The following is a 22561-nucleotide window of genomic DNA, read 5'->3' on the forward strand; positions in this document are numbered from 1 at the left end:
AAGGGCAAAGGTTTGTACTACAGGATAATTAAAAGTCTAGGGGGGGTAAGTTTGGCCAGAGAATCTAAAGTATCTATCATCCCCTTGGGGGGACTTGGTGAGATCGGTAAAAACATGATGGTAATAAAGTACGGGGAAAATATTTTGCTGATAGACAGCGGTTTATCATTTCCAGAAGAGGAAATGTTGGGTATTGATATAGTAATCCCGGATATTACCTACTTATTGGAAAATAGAAATATTTTACGTGGTATTGTACTGACCCATGGTCACGAGGATCATATTGGTGCTTTACCTTACGTTTTAAGGCAGATTAATGCCCCGGTGTACGGAACAAAATTGACTTTAGGGCTGTTGGAGAATAAATTAAAAGAACACAATCTTATGGATCGTGTAAAGCTCAATATTGTAAAACCTCGTGATGCAATCCAGGTTGGACCGTTTAAGGTTGAGTTTATTAAGGTATCGCACAGCATACCTGATGCTGTGGGATTAGCCGTTCACACACCTGTGGGAACCATTGTGCACACCGGTGATTTTAAAATTGACCAAACTCCCGTTGATGGTGAAGTTACGGACTTTTATAAACTGGCACAGCTGGGTGAAAAAGGCGTGCTGGTACTGATGTCAGACAGCACCAACGTAGAAAGAACAGGTTTTACACTGTCGGAAAAAGCGGTGGGGCAGACCTTTGAAGAAACTTTCGGGGCGGCCAAAGAAAGAATTATTGTGGCTACCTTTGCTTCAAATGTGCACAGGCTGCAGCAGGCTATTTTGGCGGCGCACAAGTATAATCGCAAGGTGGCAATAATCGGCCGCAGTATGCTCAATGTGGTAAATATTGCCTATGAACTGGGATACTTGCAAATACCGGATGGTACGCTGATAGATTTGGATGAGGCCAACCGGCTGCCCAAGCATAGGGTGGTGCTGTTGTGTACCGGCAGTCAGGGTGAACCAATGTCTGCGCTGACGCGCATCTCCATGTCGGATCACAAACAGGTGGAGATACAGCCCGGGGATACCGTAATTATTTCTGCCACCCCCATTCCCGGCAATGAAAAACTGGTGGCTCGGATAGTGGATCTGCTCTTTAAAAGGGGTGCCAAAGTTATTTATGAATCAGTATCCGGAATCCATGTATCCGGTCACCCCAGTCAGGAAGAATTAAAATTAATGCTCAATTTGATAAAGCCGAAGTTTTTTATACCGGTGCACGGGGAACATCGTATGCTGGTTAAGCATGCTGAATTGGCCCAGGAAATGGGTATTCCGGCTCAAAACACCTTTGTGGCAGAAAACGGTATGGTGCTGGAATTTACTAAACGATACGGGCGGGTGGCAGGCAGGGTTCCCGCCGGCCGTGTGCTGGTGGACGGTTTAGGTGTTGGTGATGTGGGAAATATTGTGCTGCGTGACCGCAAACAGCTGTCTCAAGACGGTATATTAATTGTAGTGGTAACCATCAACCGGGAAAGCGGCGTGGTGGCTGCCGGCCCTGATATAGTATCACGCGGCTTTGTCTATGTCCGGGAATCTGAGGAACTGCTTGAAGAGGCAAAGGGAAAAGTAAAAAATGCACTGGAAAAGTGCATTGAAAGAAATATAACAGAATGGTCAACCATTAAATCTCAAGTAAGGGATGCTTTGGGAAAGTTTTTGTACGAAAAAACCAGGAGAAGACCAATGATATTGCCAATCATTATGGAAGTTTAAATATTTACCGATTTCACAAACCGGAAAGCCTGGCTGTGTCAAGGCTTTCCGGTTTTTAATATTTAAATAAAGTAGTTTGTGTATTTTTTTGGTTCTTGTGCCATACTATAGACGATATTTTCAGCCTAAGGAGTGGATTAATATATGTATGACAGTAATCAGCAAAACCCCCAGAGAAGGCCGCCCAATTACACCCCCACCGTTGGCCCGATGCCCGCGCCAAACCCCAACACCCCGCCGCAGCCGGGTGTAATTCCGGGACAGATGCCCAATCCCATTCCGCCAACACCCGGGGCTGACCCCAGCAAAACCAGGCGGGTTACCGGCAAACCCAAGGGTACGCTGGAAGCCATTAGAGAATTGGGAACAACAGAACTGCCGGAGCCCAAAAGCAACATTCATTGTGTAACCATAGTTGGGCAGGTGGAAGGACATTTAAGCCTGCCGCCGCAAAATAAAACAACAAAATATGAACATATTATTCCTCAGCTTGTGGGGTTAGAGCAGAGTCAAGAGGTGGAAGGGATATTACTTATCCTCAACACGGTGGGTGGCGACGTGGAAGCGGGACTGGCCATTGCGGAAATGGTGGCCAGTATGAGTAAACCAACTGTGAGCATAGTACTGGGTGGAGGCCATTCCATCGGCGGCCCGATAGCTGTGTCCACAGACTATTCATTTATTGCGGAAACAGCCAGCATGACCATCCATCCCATAAGATTGAACGGTCTTGTGGTGGGTGTGCCTCAAACCTATGAGTACCTGGATAAAATGCAGGACCGGGTGATACATTTTGTAACCCAGCATTCAAACATTTCGGAAGAAAAATTTAGAGAACTAATGTTTAGAACGGGAGAACTGGCCAGGGACATAGGTACGGTATTGATCGGCAGGGATGCAGTGGAAGTTGGACTGATCGATGAAGTTGGTGGGTTGGGACAAGCGGTTAACAAGTTAAAGCAATTAATAGAAGAGAATAAAAATAGAAGCGGGGTGCCGCTGCAGTGATTTTATACACCCCGATGCAATTGGAGTTGGTATTAGAGGGACTGGAAGAGCAGAGTAATGCAAACCAGCGAGAGATAAATGTGGGGAATGCCACGCTGGTGGTGGAGGACAAAGGGTTTGGCAGGGCCCAAGTGGTGAGGCTGATTTCCACCGACCCGCAGGATTATCTAAACCCGGACTTTGCACCGGGGACAGAGGTACAGTTGTAAGCGGCGATATGCGCCGCTTTTTAAATGTCGATACCTGTATAACCTGGGGGAGGCTCACTGAGATAACATTTTTTAGGGTACTGAATAAACTCCACCAGGAGATTTTTTCTTTGTAAATGCTGGTAATTATGTTATAATACCCTTGTTTGGTATGTATAAAACACATGAGGTGATGTACTGTTGACGGATTTTCAAGCATTTATTCTGGGTGTTGTCCAGGGCTTGGGCGAGTTTCTGCCTATATCCAGTTCGGCCCACCTGGTGCTTGTTCCGTGGCTTTTTGGCTGGCCCTATGCCGGGTTAACCTTTGACGTTGCCCTGCATATGGGCACTTTGGTGGCAGTAATAGCTTTTTTCTGGAGAGATTGGATAGTTCTGGCCAGCGACGGGCTGCGCTTGAAAGGTACCCGGGAAGGAAAATTATTTTGGTATCTGGTAGCGGCCACCATTCCCGGGGCAGCCTTTGGGTATGCTGTGGAAGACTACGCGGAAACAATTTTCCGCACCCCCATATTAATAGGCATTATGCTGATAGTTATGGGGGCCATCCTTTACGTGGTGGACCGGAGAGCGCCTAAAATAAAAGATATGAATAAAATTGGTTTAAAAGAAAGTTTATTTGTGGGAGTACTGCAATCATTGGCGATCATTCCCGGTGTTTCCCGGGCCGGGATAACCATGACTGCCGGCCGGGCTGCGGGTATGACCAGGGAAACGGCGGCCAGGTTTTCATTTTTATTATCCACGCCGATTATTTTCGGTGCCGGTGTGATGCAGTTAAAGGATATTGATGTATCAGACTTGGACCGGGCATTTTTCACAGGTATCATTACATCAGCCATTGTAGGCTTTTTATCTATCAAGTTCTTACTTAAATATTTAACTGAAAAAAGTTTTAACGTTTTTGTTTGGTATCGTTTTGCTGCCGGAGCGTTGGTGATTGCCGTTGAATTATTGAGACGCTAGTTTCAAACAACCGGGTAAGGCAATTAAAAAATTCACTGCGATAAAGTTAAAACCACCGGATTTATTCCGGTGGTTGTACTTCTTTTAATATGGCTGGTGCCCCTGCATACCGCCTTGATAATATCCCGGTTGATAATTATACTGGGTGCCGCCGTAGTGCTGCTGCTGGTAATTAACGGCATTAATAGTTTGATTAATTTCGTTCTGCATGCTCATTATATGGCTGGAAATTTGATTTATTTCATCGGGCTTGGCCATCATCGGTTTGTACCATCCCCGCTGGGACATCATATTATATAATTGCTTGTGCTCGTTAAAAGTTTCATGCAGTACATTTAAATAACTTTGACGCAGCTGCTCATTGGATGTCTCCAGTATTTTTTGGGTTATACATTCACAGGTTGATTTTAAATCATTTAACATGGCAAAGGCCAAATCTTTATCACGAATTTGATCCATTAATTGAACCATTATAATCCCCCTTTACTGATAGCTGTTCCTGGCAATATGATTTGCCAGTAATTGGAATGCGTGCATGCGCCGGCGGGTCATTTCGGTGCAGAAGGATTTTAACTGCTGGTCTCGGCACTCCCGGGCATAATGGTTAAAGTTGACTATATTGTTGCCTTCCAAATGCAAGTGTTCTTCCAGGTCAACCATTTCACGGATAGTGAAATTCATAATATACCTCCTTTTAAATTTTAACAGTACAATTTTAATATGCTCTGTTGGGCAGTTATTATACAATGTTTGCCCGGACTAATTTAAAAGGAAAATGGAAATTTTTGTGGTATATAGATAAATATATGAGGGGGTGCGTTGGTTGAATTTTCTAAAAATAATCAGAGAAGAACTTAAATATGAGATAATGGGAATTATTCTTTTAGCGCTGGCCCTCTTGGGATTAACCAGTTTTTATAACTCCTCCTTGGGAGCGGTGGGTAATTTTATTGGACGGGTATTAAAGGGTGTATGTGGTGAAGGACGGGTTATTTTTCCAATACTATTGGGAGTGCTGGGCATCAGGCTCATTTTACAGCGCGGCCGTTCCCAAGTAACTTCCAAAGTTTACGGAGGCATTTTATTATTTATAATTATTTTAACGATACTGCACATACAGCTGCCTGTTGAACAGGCCTTTGCCCTTGGCTACAAGGGGGTGGGAGGCGGTTTAATAGGCGCGTTATTAAGCTATTTACTGCTGCTGGCCTTTGGGCGTATCGGTGCGTATATAATTTTAACCGCTTTATCACTGGTAGCACTGCTGCTGTTAACCAATAAATCTTTAGCCGGCATTATTGGCGGGATATTAACCAGTGTTCAGAAAAGCCTGTATAATTTTAAAGAGCTTTTAGTTAACTTTTTATTTACAGAAGCCGGCGAAGATGACAGCGGTAAAAAACAAAAAAGTTTAGAATTTGAACAGGGAACCATTTCCCGGGATGATATTTTTATCAGCGAAGGCAGCCAACCGGAGGAGGATAACGAAAACGAGATATTACGTAATGCTGATATAAATCCACCTGCCGGTTCTCTACCGGTGATTGAAGTGACTCCGGAAAAAGAGGAAGAAATTTATCATGACAGTAATGAAGTTAAGGCAGTTGAAGAGTCCTGGAACGAAAGCAAAAAAACAGTTAATTATACACCGCTTTCTATTGAAGACGTGCCCAGTTTTCAATTACCTCCCCTTACACTGCTGGCCCGCCCCAACCGGGGTAAGGGGAACAAAAACACTAAAGATGTCTCCGGGCAGGTAAAAATTCTGGAAGAAACCCTGGCCAGTTTTGGCATTAAGGCTAAAGTAACCCAGGTATCCCGGGGGCCGGCTATTACACGCTTTGAGGTGCAGCCTCCTATCGGGGTAAAGGTCAGCCGCATTCTTAGTTTGGCCGATGACATTGCCCTTTCCATGGCGGCCCAAGATGTGAGGATAGAGGCACCGGTACCGGGAAAATCAGTTATCGGCATTGAAGTGCCGAACAAAGAAGTATCAATGGTTCACTTCCGGGAACTGCTGGAAAGTAGAGAATTTGTACAATCTCCGTCCCGTTTAACCATTGCCCTGGGCAAAGATATTGCCGGTAATTCAATTGTGGCTGATTTAAGCAAGATGCCGCACCTGTTGATAGCTGGTGCCACCGGGGCGGGAAAAAGTGTGTGTTTAAACACGCTGATAGCCAGCATATTATTTAAGGCCACCCCCGATGAAGTGAAATTATTGATGATTGACCCTAAAATGGTAGAATTGGCTACTTACAATGGTATTCCTCACCTGGTGTCCCCGGTGGTTACCAATGCTAAAAAAGCTGCCACTTCGCTGCGCTGGGCAGTTAAGGAAATGGAAAAACGCTACAATTTATTTGCCGAAGCGGGAGTGCGGGATATCACCAGGTACAATAATATTGTAAAGACTCAATCATCACCCGGTGGTGAGGAAAAGAAACTGCCGTATATAGTAGTAATCATTGACGAGCTGGCAGATTTAATGATGGTGGCTCCCTCCGATGTGGAGGATGCTGTTTGCCGCCTGGCTCAAATGGCCCGGGCGGCAGGTATACATTTGGTGATTGCTACCCAGCGGCCGTCGGTGGATGTTATCACCGGTTTAATCAAGGCCAATATTCCCTCCCGGATATCCTTTGCGGTGTCATCACAGGTGGATTCCCGTACTATTTTGGATATGGCCGGTGCCGAGAAACTGCTGGGTAAAGGTGATATGCTGTTCTACCCGGTGGGGGCATCAAAACCCGTCCGGGTACAGGGAGCGTACCTGTCTGACAAAGAAGTGGACGAACTGGTTAAATTTCTTAAAAAGCAGGCCAAACCGGTTTATAATGAAAAAGTAACCAAAGAAGAGCCCAAAGAAAGTGAACAACCTGTCATGGAAGATGAACTGCTTCCTAAAGCAGCGTTAATTTTAATAGAACAGGGGCAGGCTTCCATTTCCATGCTGCAGCGCAGGCTGCACATTGGATATGCCCGGGCGGCACGATTAATTGATATAATGGAACAAAGGGGTATAGTAGGTGGCTACGAGGGCAGTAAACCCCGGGCTGTGCTGATGACAATGGAACAATATAACGAGGTATTTAAGAAGGAGGCACCCCGGGGTTAACCGGTTTTAACTTGTTGTTTAAGCGTGATTTCAAAAAATTAAAGCAATAATTTTAGGACTGAAGAAGGATAGTTAATTGTAATATAGAATAGCTTTCAGGGAAGGATTAGTATGTATAGAGATATTACCATTGATGAAGCAATGAGTACCAACAACGCCTGTTATATAGACCTGCGGTCAGAAAATGAATACGCCGAAGACAGAATACCGGGGGCGATAAATGTACCGTTATTTAATAACGAAGAACGGGCCCGAATAGGTACGGTATATAAGCAGGTGAGCGTGGAAGAAGCTAAAAAGTTGGGTTTGGAAATAGCAGGCTCTAAATTGAGCAAACTTTATCAACAAATAAAAGAATATTCTAAAGGCAAAATTCTAATTGTTTACTGCTGGCGTGGAGGTATGCGCAGCCAATTTGTGGCCTCTGTTTTATCCAGCATGGGTTTGCCGGTCAGGCGGATTGTGGGAGGGTATAAAGCTTATCGCAAACAGGTTTATTCCTATCTGTACAATGTGGAATTGCCCCACAATGCTGTGGTGCTCCATGGGTTAACTGGCGTGGGTAAGACGCACATACTGGAGCGGCTGGAAGCAATGGGTGCACCGGTGCTGGACTTGGAAAACCTGGCAGCAAACAGGGGCTCTGTTTATGGGAAGATTAATATGCCCCCGTCACCGTCTCAAAAATTGTTTGAAACAAAACTGGCGGAAAAATTGAAGTCTTTTGAAAAAGTGAACTATTTTTTTGTGGAATGTGAGAGCAGGCGCTTGGGAAGACTATATGTTCCACCGGCAGTGTATAAAAAAATAAACACCGGCTGCAGGGTGCTGCTGTATGCAAGCTTAAGTACCAGGGTGAAAAGAATAATAGCGGATTATACCGGTGGTGAAAACAAGAATATAAGGGAACTGCAGGAATCTACCGCCAAATTAGCTAAATACTTGGGAAAAAATAAAGTGGAAGAACTAAATCAAATGCTGGAACAGCAGGAATTTGAAGCGGTATTTACATATCTGCTTACAAAATACTACGATCCTTTGTATAAATATCCGCAGCAGCCAGATAATAATTACGATTGTAATGTGGATTGTGAAAATTTGGATCTGGCGGCGGAAAAGATTTTTCAGCACTTTAAGGCTAAATGGGGGTGTGATGTAAGTGGGAGGTGAACTGGTTGGAAATTGGCAGTACCCTTAGAGAGGCCAGGTTATCCAAGGGTTATTCATTTCAGGATGTAGAAGAGGCTACAAAAATTCGGGCCAGGTATTTAGAGGCGCTGGAGGAAGAAAACTTTGACATACTGCCGGGCCGGGTGTATGCCATAGCTTTTTTAAGAAGCTATGCTAAGTTTCTCGGTCTTAACGATGAAGAACTGGTTGTTCAATATAAAGAACAGTACAGGGAACAGCAGAACGGTAATAAAGCGGAGAAGGAATTGACGGCAGATAATGATGCCGGCGAAAGGGAGGCAGGAAAACCCCGTTACATCACCTATTTAGTACTGGCTCTGTTGATAATAGGGGTGGTTTTTGCGGCAGTAACGGCGTTAAATAATACGAAACCCGATCAAACCGGCGAGCCGGAGATTGTAAATAATGATAACCGGCGGCAGGAAATATCGGCCAGACCGGAAAAACCGCAAAGGGTGGAAACTCCGGCCCCCGGTGTAATTGAAAATAATAATGTGGAGTTAGTGCTTAATGTGGTTGATGATCGGTGCTGGATGAAAATTGACGTGGATGGTAAAACGGAATTTATGGGTATTGTTCAAGCCGGTGAGAGAAAAGAGTTTACCGGTCAGGAGAGCATTTATGTTGTATTGGGAAATGCCGGCGTGGTAGAAGTGCTGTATAATGGTGAGAACTTGGGTGCGCTGGGAAAAAAAGGGCAGACGCTGAGAAGGGAATTTACTACTAAACAAAGCTGATAAAAAATTTGCCTGGCTGATTTTGTGCGGAAATAACGGCCATAATTAAGAGCAACCTCGGATAGGTTACTTTTAATTATTGGCCGTTTTTAGTCAGCTTTTAAACTTGTTCCGCAGTGAGGACAGTGAGAAGGGTTTCCGCTGTAAAAATTACCGCAGTTGGGACAGGCCAGGGATATTTCATCGGTAATATCTATGGGATTATTTTGCTGATACCGCTGCTGTTCGTATCCTTGCCGGAAGCCGCTGTTTGTTTTCATTTTCGGGCGTGTTAACAAGTGCAACGGGAAGAAAATGATGAACAACAGTGTGACGCCCAATCCCCAGAATACGGCGGAAAGAAAGGAACGCCCGCGGCGAAGGGAATCCCACAGGGTGTATAATCCGGCCGATATTACCAGCAGCATGCTTAAATAATGCACTTACTACCACTCCCAAATCTTTTCTTAAGCACTATTATGCCATAAAAGAACAGCAGGCAACAGATGTAAAAATCAGTTTGTTTTGACAGCATACGGACACTGCAGTATACTTTATATGCGATTGTACATGCGGATGGTTTAAGCGGAGGGTTTAAGATGACGACAAAGAAAAAAATTAGTGTAGTTAGTTTAGGCTGCTCTAAAAACCTGGTAGATACGGAAAACATGATGGGTCTGTTAAATGAGCATGGTTTTGAGATAACCGCCGATGAACGGGAAGCGGATGTGCTGCTGGTAAATACCTGCGGTTTTATCGAATCAGCTAAAGAAGAATCGATTCAAACAATACTGCAGCTGGCTAAAAATAAAGAAAACAGGGATTGCAAACTGGTGGTAGCAGGTTGTTTAGCCCAGCGGTACAAGGATGAATTAATGAAAGAGATGCCGGAAATAGATGCTCTTATCGGTACCGGTGAAATTACCAGGATAGTAGAGGTGGTACAGCAGGCGCTGTCCGGTAAGCGGGTTAATTCAGTAGGTCGGCCGGAATGGGAAGTAAAAGAACATCTGCCCCGTATAATTTCTAATCCCGGAGAAAGTGTATATGTTAAAATTGCCGATGGATGCAATAATCGCTGTTCCTACTGTGCAATACCCTATATCAGAGGGTCTTACCGCAGCAAACCAATGGAAATAATTGAGCAGGAGGTTCAAAAATTGGTACGGGAAGGGGCCAAAGAAGTGGTTCTGGTGGCCCAGGATACAACCCGTTATGGCTATGATTTATATGGAGAGTATTTACTGGCAAAACTATTACGGAGGTTAACTAAAATACCGGCTCTGAAGTGGCTGCGTGTTATGTACTGTTATCCTGTTTATTTCACTGATGAATTAATTAACACCATGGCCCGGGAGTCTAAAATATGCAAGTATGTAGATTTGCCGTTACAGCATGCGGCAGATAAAATATTAAAGAAAATGCATCGCCGGGGCAGCGTTTTGGAAATTAAAAATTTGATTGCCAAATTAAGGGCTGCCATTCCCAATATTACTTTGAGGACATCCTTTATAGTGGGGTTTCCCGGTGAAACGGAGGAAGATTTTCAGCAGTTATTGAATTTTATGGAAGAAATTAAATTTGACCGGGTGGGAATTTTTAAATATTCCGCAGAAGAAGGAACACCGGCTGCCGGTATGGAAGATCAAATTGATGAAGCAATAAAAGAGGAGCGCTATCACCGGGCGATGAAATTACAGCAGCGGATATCATTGGAAAAGAATGAACAAAAAATTGGACAAATAATAGAAGTTTTAACTGAGGGAGAGCTGGCTGAAGAGCCGGGAACTTATGTCGGGCGCAGTCAGGCTGATGCGCCTGAAGTTGATGGTTTAATTTATTTTAAAGCAGGAAAATTAGTCCATCCTGGCGAAATAGTGGAAGTGAAAGTAACGAAGGCATCTGAATATGATTTGATGGGAGTCCTGAAGTGATGAATTTACCAAATAGGTTAACTTTGGCCAGAATATTTTTAGTGCCGGTATTTTTACTAATTGCATCAATTAAAATGCCATATGGTGATTTTTTAGCTGCTTTAGTATTTATTTTGGCTGCCAGTACCGACGGTCTTGACGGTTATATTGCCAGAAAGAATAAAATGGTCACCCGTTTTGGTAAAATAATGGATCCCTTGGCCGATAAACTTTTGGTAACGGCAGCATTAATCAGCTTGGTAGAGCTGCAGCGCCTGGCCGCGTGGGTGGCTGTAATTATAATCGGCCGGGAGTTTGCCGTTACGGGGCTGAGGGCTATGGCAGCGTCAGAGGGGAATATAATCGCGGCCAGTAAGCTGGGGAAATATAAGACGATGAGTCAGATCGTGGCCATAGTAATCATGTTTCTACCGCGGCTGCCCTATTATTCTTACCTGGGACAGGCAGCGATGGCAGTGGCAGTAATATTTACCATTTGGTCCGGGGTGGATTATTTTGCTAAGAACTGGCATGCAGTTAAAAAGGGCGGCATTTAAGATTTAAAATAGTATCCAGGGGCGTGTTGGCCGTGTTTTGCGGTTGGCACGCCTTTTTGTTAATTTTATGAACATTTATGCTCCATGGCGGTAAAAAGAATCTTTGGCAGCTGTTTCATAATGATATTTTGAGATTATACTGGTATAATTATTGCGGCTAACTTTTTAATTAACTGCTGATTAAATTAGAAAGGTGGATGCCCATGGAATGGCACGGCCTGCGGGTTAAAATAATTATAGCAGCATTTATCGGCGGCCTGGTTCTCTTTTTTGGCGGGCATTTTTTATATCATAAATATAATGTGGAACAACCCCTTAAAGATGATATAGTGAAAAATAATAGTGCGGTGCAGGATTTAGTAATTGAGAAGGATGCCGGGGTTGTGCACATAACGGTTGATGTAAAGAAGGGTAATTTTGATATTATGGCCCTTTATAAGAATATATCTCAGAAAGCGAAAATGGTTTTGGATGGGCAGCCTTTTGTAATCGAGTTTAAAGATAATCCTGATGCTCACTTGGAAGATATTTGGCGTCAAAGCCAGTATGTTGTGCATCAAGCCATAATGCAGGGTAATTTTCCGGAAATGGTTGCCGTGATAGAAAGGATTGCCGGTCAGCATAAAGTGAAGGCTAAAGTTTACGTGGATCATGATAATGTTTATATTCAACTGGTAAAAGAAGACGGGCATAATCTTTTAAAAGTTGTCTCCCGGCAAAACTTTATGGTAACGGGAAAAATTGCCCGGGCTGGAGGTGATGCCGGTGTTAAAGGAAATTAGTTTAGGTTTAGCGACAGCTTTAATGATTTTTGCTTTTGTGGCCGGTTATGATATTTTACCCCTCGTTGTGCTGGGTTTGGCCGGTGGAGCATTATATTTTATTGCTGATACGAAGGGGTTATTAAAAAATTTTGATATCGGAACAAGTAATTCTTCGGCTGCCAAAATTACTTTTGAGGATATAGGCGGCCAGGATACGGCAGTAAAAGAGCTGCGTGAGTGTTTAGATTTTATCAATTACGAAGACCGGGTAAAAAAACTGGGAATCAGGCCTTTGAAAGGAATTTTGCTTACCGGTCCCCCCGGAACCGGCAAAACGCTGCTGGCTAAAGCGGCGGCTAGTTATACAGATAGTGTGTTTCTGGCCTGTTCCGGATCTGAGTTTGTGCAGATTTATGCCGGTGCCGGGGCCCAGCGGGTTAGAAAACTGTTTAGTTCGGCCAGAGAAAAAGCAAAGAAGAAAAACAAATCCAGTGCGATAATTTTTGTGGACGAGGTGGAAGTGCTGGGGGCAAGGCGCGGGCAAAACAGCAATCACATGGAGTACGACCAGACATTAAATGAGCTTCTGGTGCAGATGGATGGTTTAAAAGTTGATGACTCGGTACGAATTCTGGTTATTGCGGCCACCAACCGTGCGGATATGCTCGACCCGGCATTAATGCGCCCGGGGCGTTTTGACCGCCAGGTTAAAGTAGATCTGCCGGATCGCCAGGGCCGTTATGAAATCCTTAAGATACATGCCAGAAATAAACCGCTGGCCGGTGAAGTGGATTTAAATGTTATTGCCAAAGAGACCTTTGGATTTTCCGGTGCGCACCTGGAGAGTTTAACCAATGAGGCTGCCATTTTGGCGATGCGTGAGAACTGTGACCAAATTTATTATCGTCATTTGCATGAAGCAATAGATAAAGTAATAATGGGAGAAAAAATGGAGAAACGACCGGGCAAAGAAGAGCTGTACCGGGTGGCGGTACACGAAACGGGGCATGCGCTGGCCAGTGAAATGGTGCGCCCCGGATCGGTGTCAGCGTTAACAGTGACTCCCAGGGGCGGGGCGCTGGGATATATGCGCCAGCACCACGAGGAAGACCATTATCTATACACCAGGGAACATCTTGAAAATCAAATTGCCGTTATGCTGGCCGGGGCGGTGGCAGAGGAAATGGTGATGGGTAATCGCAGTACCGGTGCAGCCAACGACTTTGAAAAAGCATTTCAAACGGCAGAAAAAATTATTAGATCCGGTCTTAGTGATTTGGGGATTGTATCTTGGGACAGTTTATCTCAAGAACAAAAATACAATGAAATTAAAAACATTCTTGACAACCAGGAAAAGAAAGCAGCTGAGCATCTTAACAAAATGCGTTTAGTTATTGACGACACAGTAAATAAATTATTGGAACAAGAAAAAGTAACCGGTGAAGAATTTAGAATGATTATTAAAAAAAATATAGCATAAATTTTTATAACATGTTACCATATAAAGGCTGATAATTCTTCTGTATCAGTTTTTTTGTATAAAGCTAATAACAAAGCGGGGATGAGAAATTTTTTATCCGCCGGCAGCAAGTAATATTTTTCACATGCTTGCAGGAATATAACGGCAAACGGAGAAATAATAAACTGGATATAGAAAGTTTTAAACTTTTAAAATAATTTTAAAATAATAGAAAAAATGGTGATTTTTATGAAAGCAGAAATGATTTTTACCGGAACCGAGCTTTTATTGGGTCAAACATTAAATACCCATGCCCAGTATTTGGGACGCAATTTATCAAATTTAGGTATTGATGTTACTCTTCATACCACTGTAGGTGATGATTGGGATAGAATGGCGCTGATTTTCCGCCAGGCGCTGGAGCGCTCCGACATTATTATTACCACCGGCGGCTTAGGTCCCACCTCTGATGACCTGACCAAGGAAACCGTAGCAGAGGTTTTGGGCCTGCCAATGGTTCTGCATGAAGAGTCCCTGGCTTCAATAAAACAGTACTTCTTGGTACGCAATAATAAAATGCCTGACAGTAATATTAAACAGGCTTACTTCCCCCGGGGGGCAGAAGTTTTACCAAATCCCTGCGGAACTGCACCGGGAGCGATTATTAAAACGGAAAACAATAAAATAGTAATCATTTTACCCGGTCCGCCATGGGAATTGGAAGCAATATATGAAAACTCGGTGGCGCCATACCTGGCATCATTACCGGTGCGTGGAGATGTAACCCGCTTTACAATCTTTAAATTGACCGGGATTCGGGAGGATAATGTACAGGATTTACTCAGTGATCTTGACGGGGTAAGCAACCCGGAAATAGCCTATATTGCCCGTCCCGGCGAGGTGCACGTGCGCGTTAGTGCCCATGCCAAAACAAGTGCGGAAGCGGATAAACTGGTCAAACCTTTGGCCGAAGAAATTAAAAAACGTCTAAGTCCCTATATTTTTGCCACCGATGATGAAAAAATAGAACTTGTGGTGGGGGACTTGTTAAAGAAAAAAGGAATGACCATTGCGGTGGCGGAATCCTGCACCGCCGGTTTGGTTGAGTCCCGGCTTTGTGATATAGCTGGGTGTTCAAATTATTTAAAGGGCGGTGTGGTTTGCTACAGCAGGATGGCCAAAGAAAAAATACTGGGCATTGATCACCAGGGGTTGGAAAAATATGGTGCTGTAAGTGAGTGGGCAGCAGTGGCAATGGCGGAAAGCGTTCGCAAACTGCTCGATGCAGACCTCGGTTTAGCGGTTACCGGTGTGGCAGGCCCGGCCAGCAGTGAAAATAAGCCCATAGGGTTGGTATATATAGCTTTAGCCACCCCGGAGGGAACCCAGTGCAGGAAATATAAAATGCCTGGGCGGCGTACTGCTATACGCCAAGGGGGGGTAAATGCTTCATTAAAAATGGTTCGCCATTATTTGCAGGGTAAGTAAAAAGCCAGGACGCGTAACTTCGCACAATGCGATTAGCGCGTCCTTTATAATTAAAATTATATTTTTTAATTGACAAGCAGCGGAAATTAAAGCTATAATTTCAATAAGTCCCGAACATGCGTTTTCTTATGGTGTCCGGATCAATTGCCGGCGTAGTGGTGATTATAAAAGTAATTATTTCTGGAAAGGAGGGGCTTTTTTGTCTGACAAACAAAAAGCCTTAGAAGCCGCTCTAAGTAATATAGAGCGGCAGTTTGGTAAGGGTTCGGTGATGAGGTTAGGTGAAGCTAATGCGAAGATGGAAGTGGCCACCATTCCCACCGGATGTTTGGCCCTGGACATAGCCCTTGGTGTAGGTGGAGTACCCCGGGGTAGAGTGGTGGAAATATTTGGTGCAGAATCCTCCGGGAAAACCACAATTGCCTTACATATAGTGGCTCAAGCACAAAAAGCGGGGGGGATAGCGGCAATCATTGATGCCGAGCATGCCTTGGATCCTAATTACGCCAAGGCCCTGGGGGTAGATATAGATAATTTATTAATTTCACAGCCGGATACAGGGGAGCAGGCCCTGGAAATTTGCGAAGCCCTGGTGAGAAGCGGTGCTGTGGATGTTGTAGTGGTTGACTCGGTTGCCGCGCTGGTGCCCAGGGCGGAAATAGAAGGAGAGATGGGGGATGCGCATGTGGGCCTGCAGGCCCGCCTGATGTCTCAAGCGCTGCGAAAACTTACCGGCGTAATCAGCAAATCCAGGACCACGGCTATCTTTATTAACCAGTTAAGAGAAAAGGTTGGTGTAATGTTTGGCAACCCGGAAACCACCCCCGGCGGGCGGGCCTTGAAATTTTATTCTTCCATACGCATGGAAGTTCGCAAATCCGAGCAGCTAAAGCAGGGTGCGGATGTAATAGGAAACCGGACTAAAGTAAAAATTGTTAAAAACAAAGTTGCCCCACCCTTTAAGCAGGTGGAATTCGATATCATGTATGGTGAAGGTATTTCCCGGGAGGGAAGCGTTTTAGATGTGGCTGTTCAGCACGGCATTATTCAAAAAAGCGGTGCATGGTACTCTTATAATCAAGAACGACTGGGTCAGGGTCGTGAAAATGTTAAAGAATTTTTAAAGCAGCACCCGGATCTGACGGCGGAAATTGAACAAAAGGTATATGAGAAAGTCAACCTGCGGGCTAAAAACAATACTGAAAAGGCAGGTAACGATAACGAACAGCCGGAAGCGGAGTAAACATACAGCCGGGGACCGTACAGCGGCCCCGGTTTTTCAAATGCACCCGGAAAGTAAGTTGTTTACCGCTGGAGGAGACAAGGAGTGATAACATCAACGATAAAAAAGATTATAACCGGGCTAAAAACTACGCCATGCGCCTGCTGACTTTTCGCCGGCGCAGCGAGAAAGAAATTAAAGATAAATTACTTCAAAAGGGCTACCGGGATGATATTATTGATAAAGTGCTGGATTTTCTGAAAGAGTATCAATTAATCGATGACTATGTCTTTGCCCGTCAATGGGTGGAGCACCGGCTGGCCGCACGTCCCATGGGAGTGGTGGGGCTAAAATACGAGTTAAAGAAATATGGCATAGATAAACAAAAGGCTGAAGCAGTGTTGGCAGAAATAGATGCAGAAATGGAATTAGAATTGGCCCAAAAACTGATTCAAAAAAAAATAAACAATAGCAGTAAACCCCTTACAAAGCAAAGGGCAGCAGGGCTTTTACAGCGCCGGGGTTTTTCCTATGATACTATATTTAAAGTTTTATCTGAATGGGATTAGGTTATGACTGGTTTTCTTGACACCTATCAAGAAAAATTGTAAAATGAAGAATGGCAGAATTTAGGATCTGATAATAACGATATAGAGGTTTAAATATATATTTTAATTTATTAAATATGTTTAAATATATACAAGTAAATACTTAAATCTTATCATACAGTATAATTTGCAGTACAGCCGGTTTTATTCATATACTGTATGCATAAGAATAGGTATGTCTATATCGTTAGGATCAAGTTACTATTTTCTGCCGGGAATTGTCTCGGTTTTTTTATTTGGAAACAACCAGATAACACATTAATTTGATAGATAGGAGGTGAAATGAGCAATGGATCCGCAGGTGATTTTATTTGTAATCATATCAGTTATATTGGGCTTAGTAGTGGGCTATTTAATACGCAAGCACCTGGCAGAGGCTAAAATAGCCACTGCTGAAGCTGAAGCAGATAAAATTTTAGAAGAAGCAAGGAAACAGGCTGAATCTAAAAAGAGAGAAGCGATACTGGAAGCGAAAGAAGAAGTTCTTAAGTTTCGCAATGAAGTAGAGAGGGAATATAAAGAAAGGCGCAGCGAGCTGCAGCGCCTGGAGCGGCGCTTGATGCAAAAAGAAGAATCCTTAGATCGTAAAATTGAAGCTAATGAAAAGAAAGAAGAAATCCTGCAGCAGAAAGAAATAGAAATAGAAAATACCAAAGTAAAAATAGAAGAAGTGTTAAAGCGGCAATTGGCTGAGCTGGAGCGTGTTTCCGGCTTAACCTCTGAAGAAGCCAGGCAGATACTGATGGCTGATATAGAAAAAGAAATAGAACATGATGTTGCAGTGATGATAAAGGAAAGGGAACAAAGCGCCAGAGAAGAAGCGGAAAAAAGGGCCAGGGATATTATTTCCCAGGCTATACAGCGCTGTGCCGCTGACCATGTTGCCGAAGCAACGGTATCAGTGGTACCACTGCCTAATGACGAAATGAAAGGCCGCATTATTGGACGCGAAGGACGTAATATTAGAGCCTTCGAAACACTAACCGGTATAGACTTAATAATTGATGATACGCCGGAGGCGGTGATTTTATCCGGTTTTGATCCCATTCGTCGTGAAGTTGCCCGCATTGCTTTAGAACGACTTATTTCCGATGGCCGTATTCACCCGGCCAGAATAGAAGAAATGGTGGAAAAGGCTCAAAAGGAAGTGGAAGTACAAATTCGCGAAGCCGGTGAACAAGCTACCTTTGAAACGGGTGTGCACGGTTTGCATCCGGAACTGGTTAAGCTGTTGGGTAGGTTGAAGTTTCGTACCAGTTACGGGCAGAACGTACTGAAGCACTCCATTGAGGTCTGCCACCTGGCCGGTTTGATGGCTGCGGAGCTGGGTATTGACGTAAAAATAGCTAAGCGTGCGGGTTTGCTGCATGACATTGGTAAAGCGGTAGACCACGAGGTGGAAGGTCCTCACGTGGCCATTGGGGTTAACCTTTGTCAGAAATACAAAGAAAACCCGGAGGTTATTCACGCCGTGGCTGCTCACCATGGTGATGAAGAACCGAAAACCATTGAAGCAGTGCTGGTACAGGCCGCTGATGCGGTTTCTGCTGCCAGACCGGGGGCCCGGAGAGAGACGCTGGAATCTTATATTAAGAGATTGCAAAAGCTGGAGGAAATAGCTAACTCCTTTGATGGTGTAGAAAAGTCTTATGCCATTCAGGCAGGGCGGGAAATCCGCATTATGGTTAAGCCGGAAAAAGTTGATGACCTGGCTGCTGTGAGAATGGCCAGGGAAATCACGAAAAAAATTGAAAACGAACTGGATTACCCGGGACAAATTAAAGCGACAATAATTAGGGAAACCAGAGTGGTTGAATACGCAAAGTAATTGCTTTGGAAAAAGAGCGACCCCGCAATGGGGTCGTTTTCTGCTTTTATTTAAAAATATCTGGAATATTTTTTATATAACAACTAACTCGAAATTAGCAGGAAATTAATGATAAAAACAAGAATACCTTAAAAATTACACTTATTTATGAAATGATTGCAGGTGGTGACATCATTGAGTTCAGTTTACAAAAGCAGCGAAGATGTGACTGAAACGGTAAATTTACTTACCTCTATTTTGGTAAGATACCCGGAGATTTCCACTATCAATTTTAATCCCGAAAAGAAAACTTTAAAATTAAACTTTATATTTGCTGATGTATTAGAAGAATCGGAGTTAAAAAGCTTACAGGAATTTATCCGGGATAGTATTGAAGCATACAACATGCTGGAAAGAAAAAAGGCCAATATACTTAAAATTAGCAGTCAAATTATAGAGAGCCTAACTATAATACAAATAGAGAGGGATATAGATACACTGGTACAAGGAGAAATAGCACTAATAATACAAAGTTTGCATCAAGCAGGGAAAACAAATATAATAACAGAAAATCCCGAGACTTTTTATGAAGATGATTTAAAATTTCAGGAAGAGATGATAGAAGCCATGTTAGAAAATGTAAAGAGCTGTAATAAAGGTAAGCCGTTATTTGCCTTTCGTGCAGATGGACGGGTACTGGTATTCAACAAATAACTAGGGGGATCAATATTGCGGGTTTTAATGATTGGTGACATTGTAGGGAAGGCCGGTCGCCGTGCTGTTAAAGAATGTTTACCCAGTCTTAAAGGTGATTTGGGCCTTGATTTTGTTATCGCTAACGGTGAAAATGCAGCAGGGGGAAAGGGAATAACAAAAGCTATTGCCAAAGAGCTTTTTTCATTTGGTGTAGACATGCTTACCATGGGCAACCACGTGTGGAATCAAAAAGAAATATTTGCTTACCTGCCCAAGGAGCCCCGGATAATTAGACCGGCTAATTATCCACCCGGTACTCCCGGGAACGGTTACAATATATATGGGGTTAATGATCTTAAAATTGCGGTGATAAATCTTGCGGGAAGGGTATATATGCCCGAGGTTGATTGTCCCTTTCGTAAAGTTGATGAGTTAATTAAGGAAATTGAACACCGGGCGGATATAATATTAGTAGATTTTCACGCCGAAGCAACATCAGAAAAGGTGGCCATGGGGTGGCACTTGGACGGGCGGGTTACTGCCGTTGTTGGTACCCATACCCATGTGCAGACCGCTGACGAAAGAATACTGCCGGAGGGTACCGCATATATTACTGACCTGGGCATGAGCGGCCCCCGTAATTCTGTAATTGGTGTGAAAACAGATGTTATTTTACGTAAGTTTAAAACCGGCCTGCCCCAGAAATTTGAAGTTGCCAATACAGATTACCAGTTTAATGCCGTGGTGATAAGTATTGACGAAACCACCGGAAAGGCCGTTGAAATACAGCGTATTTTTAACCTGGAATAAATTACATATAGATGTGTTAATTTTATTCGCATAAGAAGGAATTTTTTAAATATACATAGAATACATATTCTTATTAAATAAGTCGTGGGAGAGGCAAATTATCAGTATCCTTAGAGGAGGTTTACAAGAATGGAAGTATTAAAAGTTTCAGCAAAGTCCAACCCAAACTCTGTAGCGGGAGCCCTGGCCGGTGTGTTGAGAGAAAATGGTTGCGCGGAACTTCAGGCTATTGGTGCCGGGGCACTAAACCAGGCAGTAAAGGCGGTAGCAATTGCTCGAGGGTTTGTTGCTCCCAGTGGGATAGACCTGATTTGCATCCCTGCTTTTACTGATATTTTAATTGATGGTGAAGAAAGAACTGCTATTAAGTTGATTGTTGAACCCCGTTAGTTTGATAACTAGTTTGTGAAAATATTAACCTGTTCATGTACAGATGCACATGGACAGGTTATTTTCTTAGAGGGAGGTATGGTATGCTGCCGCAGGGACTGGTGGTTGATGCCCACTGCGATACTTTAACCAAGTTAAAGGAAGAAAATAGAACTTTGGGTGAAAAATCAGAATCAGGTCACGTTGATCTGCCGCGGTTAAAGGTTGGCGGTGTTAATGTTCAATTTTTTGCCGTATTTATTCACCCCAGTTACGGTGAAGTAAAAGGTATCGAAAGGGCCATGGAAATAATAGATACATTTTATAAACAGTGTGATCAATATAAAGATCAAATGTGCCTGGCTGCCTGTCAAAGGGATATTGTAGAAACAGTTCAATCCGGCAGGGTGGCAGCGGTGCTGGCCATTGAAGGAGGAGAAGCGCTGGGAGGCAGGTTATATATGCTGCCCGTATATCACCGTTTAGGGGTACGTTGTATGACCCTGACCTGGAATGGCCGCAACAGTATTGCTGACGGTGTAGGGGAAGGACGGACAAGGGGTGGTTTGACAAATTTCGGAGTGGAAGTGGTACGAGAGATGAATAAACTGGGCATGCTGATTGATGTTTCTCATCTTTCGGAAGCCGGTTTTTGGGACGTACTTGATATTTCCAGTCAACCGGTGATAGCAACGCATTCCAATTGTGCAGCTCTTTGTCCCCACCCGCGCAATTTAACTGACCGGCAGATTAAAGCCCTTGCCCAGGTGGGAGGGGTAATAGGGTTAACCCTGGTGCCGGATTTTATCTCGGAAAAATATGCCAATCTGGAAAGGTATCTGGATCATGTTGATCATATAGCTGATTTGGTGGGAACCGACCATATTGGCATAGGAACAGATTTTGACGGTGTAGAAAGAACCATTGATGAAGTCAGTGATTGTACCATGCTGCCCCGGGTTGCTGAAGGTTTGATAAAAAGAGGGTATAATAAAAATGAAATTAATAATATCTTGGGAGGTAATTTCCTGCGCATCTTGAGCAAAGTAGTAGGGTAGTGCGGCACCGGCATATAAATACTTTATTTTTAGATAAGATAGGGGTGGTTTAATGCCCGCTGATTTACATATTCACACCACCGTATCAGATGGTACCGATACTCCGGCTCAAGTGGTTGAGCGTGCGCTGTCGCTGGCACTGCAGGCCATTGCCATTACCGATCACGATACCATTGATGGAGTGGCTGCTGCCCGGCAGGCGGCCGAGGGGAAAAGTATTGACGTTTTGGCCGGTGTGGAAATAAGCTGTTATTATAATAATAGCGAAGTTCATATCCTCGGTTATTTTAAAGAACCGAACCACCCGCAGCTGGTATCAGCCTTACAAGAAATGAGAGATTACCGCTTGATTAGAGCCCAAAAAATGGTTGATAAGCTTAATGCCATGGGCTGCGATATAAAATGGAGTAGGGTGCAGGAAATTGCCGGCGAGGGTACTGTGGGACGTCCTCATATTGCTGATGCACTGGTGGAAAGAAATATAGTTCCCAATCGTGAAGCGGCTTTTAAAGAGTATATTGGCCGGGGCTGTCCCGCTTATGTACCGCGGAAAAAAATTGCGCCCACCGAAGCAATAAAGTTAATATCCCAATCAGGAGGCATACCCGTACTGGCCCACCCGGGAACTGTCACCAGTATTGATATGCTGCCCTGGTTAATAAACTGCGGTTTGAAGGGCATTGAAGTGTGGCATCCCCATCATTCCCCCTTACAGTGCCAGTATTATTTAAAGCAGGCAGAAAAATGGAATTTGATACCTACCGGTGGTTCTGATTATCACGGGAAAAAACACGATTTATGCAACCGTTTGGGTGCCGTCACCGCACCAATGGAGTCTTTTAAGCGGATAAGAGATTTACTTAAATGACTGGAGACTGGAGGTAGC

General features: G+C 43.9%; 23 protein-coding genes. 20 read left to right on the forward strand and 3 right to left on the reverse strand.

The genetic code is table 11. The features are described from left to right. The first annotated feature begins 51 nt into the window (after positions 1-51). The 4 genes from JOC37_RS04090 to JOC37_RS04105 all read left to right on the forward strand — a co-directional run bounded on the left by JOC37_RS04090 (position 52) and on the right by JOC37_RS04105 (position 3899). Entirely contained in the window at positions 52-1716 is a 1665-nt protein-coding gene (locus JOC37_RS04090) for a ribonuclease J (RefSeq protein WP_204616369.1), read from the forward strand. Positions 1717-1860: 144 nt separating this feature from the next. After that, entirely contained in the window at positions 1861-2724 is an 864-nt protein-coding gene (locus tag JOC37_RS04095) for a ClpP family protease (RefSeq protein ID WP_420797272.1), read from the forward strand. After that, positions 2721-2933: a YlzJ-like family protein gene (locus tag JOC37_RS04100; RefSeq protein ID WP_204616371.1), complete on the forward strand. Its 213-nt coding sequence runs from the start codon at positions 2721-2723 to the stop codon at positions 2931-2933. The genes JOC37_RS04095 and JOC37_RS04100 overlap by 4 nt, the downstream gene beginning before the upstream one ends. Before the next feature lie 180 nt (positions 2934-3113). Beyond that, on the forward strand, positions 3114-3899 hold the full coding sequence (locus tag JOC37_RS04105) for an undecaprenyl-diphosphate phosphatase (protein WP_204616373.1): 786 nt from the start codon (positions 3114-3116) through the stop codon (positions 3897-3899). A gap of 84 nt (positions 3900-3983) precedes the next feature. Here JOC37_RS04105 and JOC37_RS04110 read toward each other — a convergent pair whose 3' ends face one another. Continuing rightward, on the reverse strand, positions 3984-4370 hold the full coding sequence (locus tag JOC37_RS04110) for a spore coat protein (RefSeq protein WP_204616375.1): 387 nt from the start codon (positions 4368-4370) through the stop codon (positions 3984-3986). 12 nt (positions 4371-4382) lie between these two features. Further along, on the reverse strand, positions 4383-4580 hold the full coding sequence (locus JOC37_RS04115) for a hypothetical protein (protein WP_204616377.1): 198 nt from the start codon (positions 4578-4580) through the stop codon (positions 4383-4385). Positions 4581-4722: 142 nt separating this feature from the next. Here JOC37_RS04115 and JOC37_RS04120 point away from each other — a divergent pair, with 142 nt between their 5' ends. The 3 genes from JOC37_RS04120 to JOC37_RS04130 all read left to right on the forward strand — a co-directional run bounded on the left by JOC37_RS04120 (position 4723) and on the right by JOC37_RS04130 (position 8945). Further along, on the forward strand, positions 4723-7017 hold the full coding sequence (locus tag JOC37_RS04120) for a DNA translocase FtsK (RefSeq protein ID WP_238480742.1): 2295 nt from the start codon (positions 4723-4725) through the stop codon (positions 7015-7017). A 111-nt stretch (positions 7018-7128) separates the two neighbouring features. Beyond that, the gene (gene mnmH / locus JOC37_RS04125) at positions 7129-8187 is read left to right on the forward strand and encodes a tRNA 2-selenouridine(34) synthase MnmH (RefSeq protein ID WP_204616379.1); all 1059 of its coding nucleotides are present in this window, start codon (positions 7129-7131) and stop codon (positions 8185-8187) included. 5 nt (positions 8188-8192) lie between these two features. Further along, entirely contained in the window at positions 8193-8945 is a 753-nt protein-coding gene (locus tag JOC37_RS04130; protein ID WP_204616381.1) for a helix-turn-helix domain-containing protein, read from the forward strand. Positions 8946-9034: 89 nt separating this feature from the next. Here JOC37_RS04130 and JOC37_RS04135 read toward each other — a convergent pair whose 3' ends face one another. Continuing rightward, positions 9035-9367, reverse strand: coding sequence for a zinc ribbon domain-containing protein (locus JOC37_RS04135; protein ID WP_204616383.1), 333 nt, complete (start codon positions 9365-9367; stop codon positions 9035-9037). Between the two features lie 156 nt (positions 9368-9523). On the opposite strand from JOC37_RS04135, the gene rimO reads away from it, so the two are divergent. From rimO to JOC37_RS04200, 13 genes are all read left to right on the forward strand, one after another. Continuing rightward, entirely contained in the window at positions 9524-10858 is a 1335-nt protein-coding gene (gene rimO, locus JOC37_RS04140) for a 30S ribosomal protein S12 methylthiotransferase RimO (RefSeq protein WP_204616385.1), read from the forward strand. Beyond that, the gene (gene pgsA / locus JOC37_RS04145; protein WP_204616387.1) at positions 10858-11394 is read left to right on the forward strand and encodes a CDP-diacylglycerol--glycerol-3-phosphate 3-phosphatidyltransferase; all 537 of its coding nucleotides are present in this window, start codon (positions 10858-10860) and stop codon (positions 11392-11394) included. Before rimO ends, pgsA begins: the two co-directional genes overlap by 1 nt. Positions 11395-11597: 203 nt before the next feature. After that, positions 11598-12176 (forward strand): hypothetical protein, encoded by a 579-nt coding sequence (locus tag JOC37_RS04150; protein ID WP_204616389.1) that lies wholly within the window; start codon positions 11598-11600, stop codon positions 12174-12176. After that, entirely contained in the window at positions 12160-13638 is a 1479-nt protein-coding gene (locus JOC37_RS04155; protein WP_204616398.1) for an AAA family ATPase, read from the forward strand. The genes JOC37_RS04150 and JOC37_RS04155 overlap by 17 nt, the downstream gene beginning before the upstream one ends. 228 nt (positions 13639-13866) lie before the next feature. Then, the gene (locus tag JOC37_RS04160) at positions 13867-15105 is read left to right on the forward strand and encodes a competence/damage-inducible protein A (RefSeq protein ID WP_204616400.1); all 1239 of its coding nucleotides are present in this window, start codon (positions 13867-13869) and stop codon (positions 15103-15105) included. A gap of 199 nt (positions 15106-15304) precedes the next feature. Continuing rightward, positions 15305-16348 carry a recombinase RecA gene (gene recA / locus JOC37_RS04165; RefSeq protein WP_204616407.1) on the forward strand — a complete coding sequence of 348 codons (1044 nt, stop codon included), beginning with the start codon at positions 15305-15307 and terminating at the stop codon, positions 16346-16348. Positions 16349-16440: 92 nt separating this feature from the next. After that, positions 16441-16896: a regulatory protein RecX gene (locus tag JOC37_RS04170; RefSeq protein WP_420797273.1), complete on the forward strand. Its 456-nt coding sequence runs from the start codon at positions 16441-16443 to the stop codon at positions 16894-16896. Between the two features lie 328 nt (positions 16897-17224). Further along, a complete protein-coding gene (gene rny / locus JOC37_RS04175; RefSeq protein WP_204616411.1) occupies positions 17225-18763 on the forward strand; it encodes a ribonuclease Y in 1539 nt (512 codons plus the stop codon). 174 nt (positions 18764-18937) lie between these two features. Continuing rightward, positions 18938-19456, forward strand: a complete 519-nt coding sequence (locus JOC37_RS04180; protein ID WP_204616413.1) for a hypothetical protein — start codon at positions 18938-18940, stop codon at positions 19454-19456. A 15-nt stretch (positions 19457-19471) separates the two neighbouring features. Then, entirely contained in the window at positions 19472-20248 is a 777-nt protein-coding gene (locus JOC37_RS04185; RefSeq protein ID WP_204616415.1) for a TIGR00282 family metallophosphoesterase, read from the forward strand. A 129-nt stretch (positions 20249-20377) separates the two neighbouring features. Beyond that, positions 20378-20638, forward strand: a complete 261-nt coding sequence (locus JOC37_RS04190; RefSeq protein ID WP_204616417.1) for a stage V sporulation protein S — start codon at positions 20378-20380, stop codon at positions 20636-20638. Between the two features lie 83 nt (positions 20639-20721). Further along, entirely contained in the window at positions 20722-21675 is a 954-nt protein-coding gene (locus JOC37_RS04195; RefSeq protein WP_204616418.1) for a dipeptidase, read from the forward strand. 52 nt (positions 21676-21727) lie between these two features. Further along, positions 21728-22543 (forward strand): PHP domain-containing protein, encoded by an 816-nt coding sequence (locus JOC37_RS04200; RefSeq protein ID WP_204616420.1) that lies wholly within the window; start codon positions 21728-21730, stop codon positions 22541-22543. The last annotated feature ends 18 nt before the right edge of the window (positions 22544-22561 follow it).

This window comes from Desulforadius tongensis (assembly GCF_016907915.1).
GTDB lineage: Bacteria > Bacillota > Desulfotomaculia > Desulfotomaculales > Desulfohalotomaculaceae > Desulforadius > Desulforadius tongensis.

Bases quoted from the DNA above. Each gene is read 5' to 3' on its own strand.
- JOC37_RS04150 (WP_204616389.1), top strand. From the start codon at position 11,598: ATGGAATGGCACGGCCTGCGGGTTAAAATAATTATAGCAGCATTTATC.
- JOC37_RS04195 (WP_204616418.1), top strand. From the start codon at position 20,722: ATGCTGCCGCAGGGACTGGTGGTTGATGCCCACTGCGATACTTTAACC.
- JOC37_RS04095 (WP_420797272.1), top strand. From the start codon at position 1,861: ATGTATGACAGTAATCAGCAAAACCCCCAGAGAAGGCCGCCCAATTAC.
- JOC37_RS04115 (WP_204616377.1), bottom strand. From the start codon at position 4,580: ATGAATTTCACTATCCGTGAAATGGTTGACCTGGAAGAACACTTGCAT.
- JOC37_RS04160 (WP_204616400.1), top strand. From the start codon at position 13,867: ATGAAAGCAGAAATGATTTTTACCGGAACCGAGCTTTTATTGGGTCAA.
- rimO (WP_204616385.1), top strand. From the start codon at position 9,524: ATGACGACAAAGAAAAAAATTAGTGTAGTTAGTTTAGGCTGCTCTAAA.
- rny (WP_204616411.1), top strand. From the start codon at position 17,225: ATGGATCCGCAGGTGATTTTATTTGTAATCATATCAGTTATATTGGGC.
- pgsA (WP_204616387.1), top strand. From the start codon at position 10,858: ATGAATTTACCAAATAGGTTAACTTTGGCCAGAATATTTTTAGTGCCG.
- JOC37_RS04110 (WP_204616375.1), bottom strand. From the start codon at position 4,370: ATGGTTCAATTAATGGATCAAATTCGTGATAAAGATTTGGCCTTTGCC.
- JOC37_RS04190 (WP_204616417.1), top strand. From the start codon at position 20,378: ATGGAAGTATTAAAAGTTTCAGCAAAGTCCAACCCAAACTCTGTAGCG.
- mnmH (WP_204616379.1), top strand. From the start codon at position 7,129: ATGTATAGAGATATTACCATTGATGAAGCAATGAGTACCAACAACGCC.
- JOC37_RS04200 (WP_204616420.1), top strand. From the start codon at position 21,728: ATGCCCGCTGATTTACATATTCACACCACCGTATCAGATGGTACCGAT.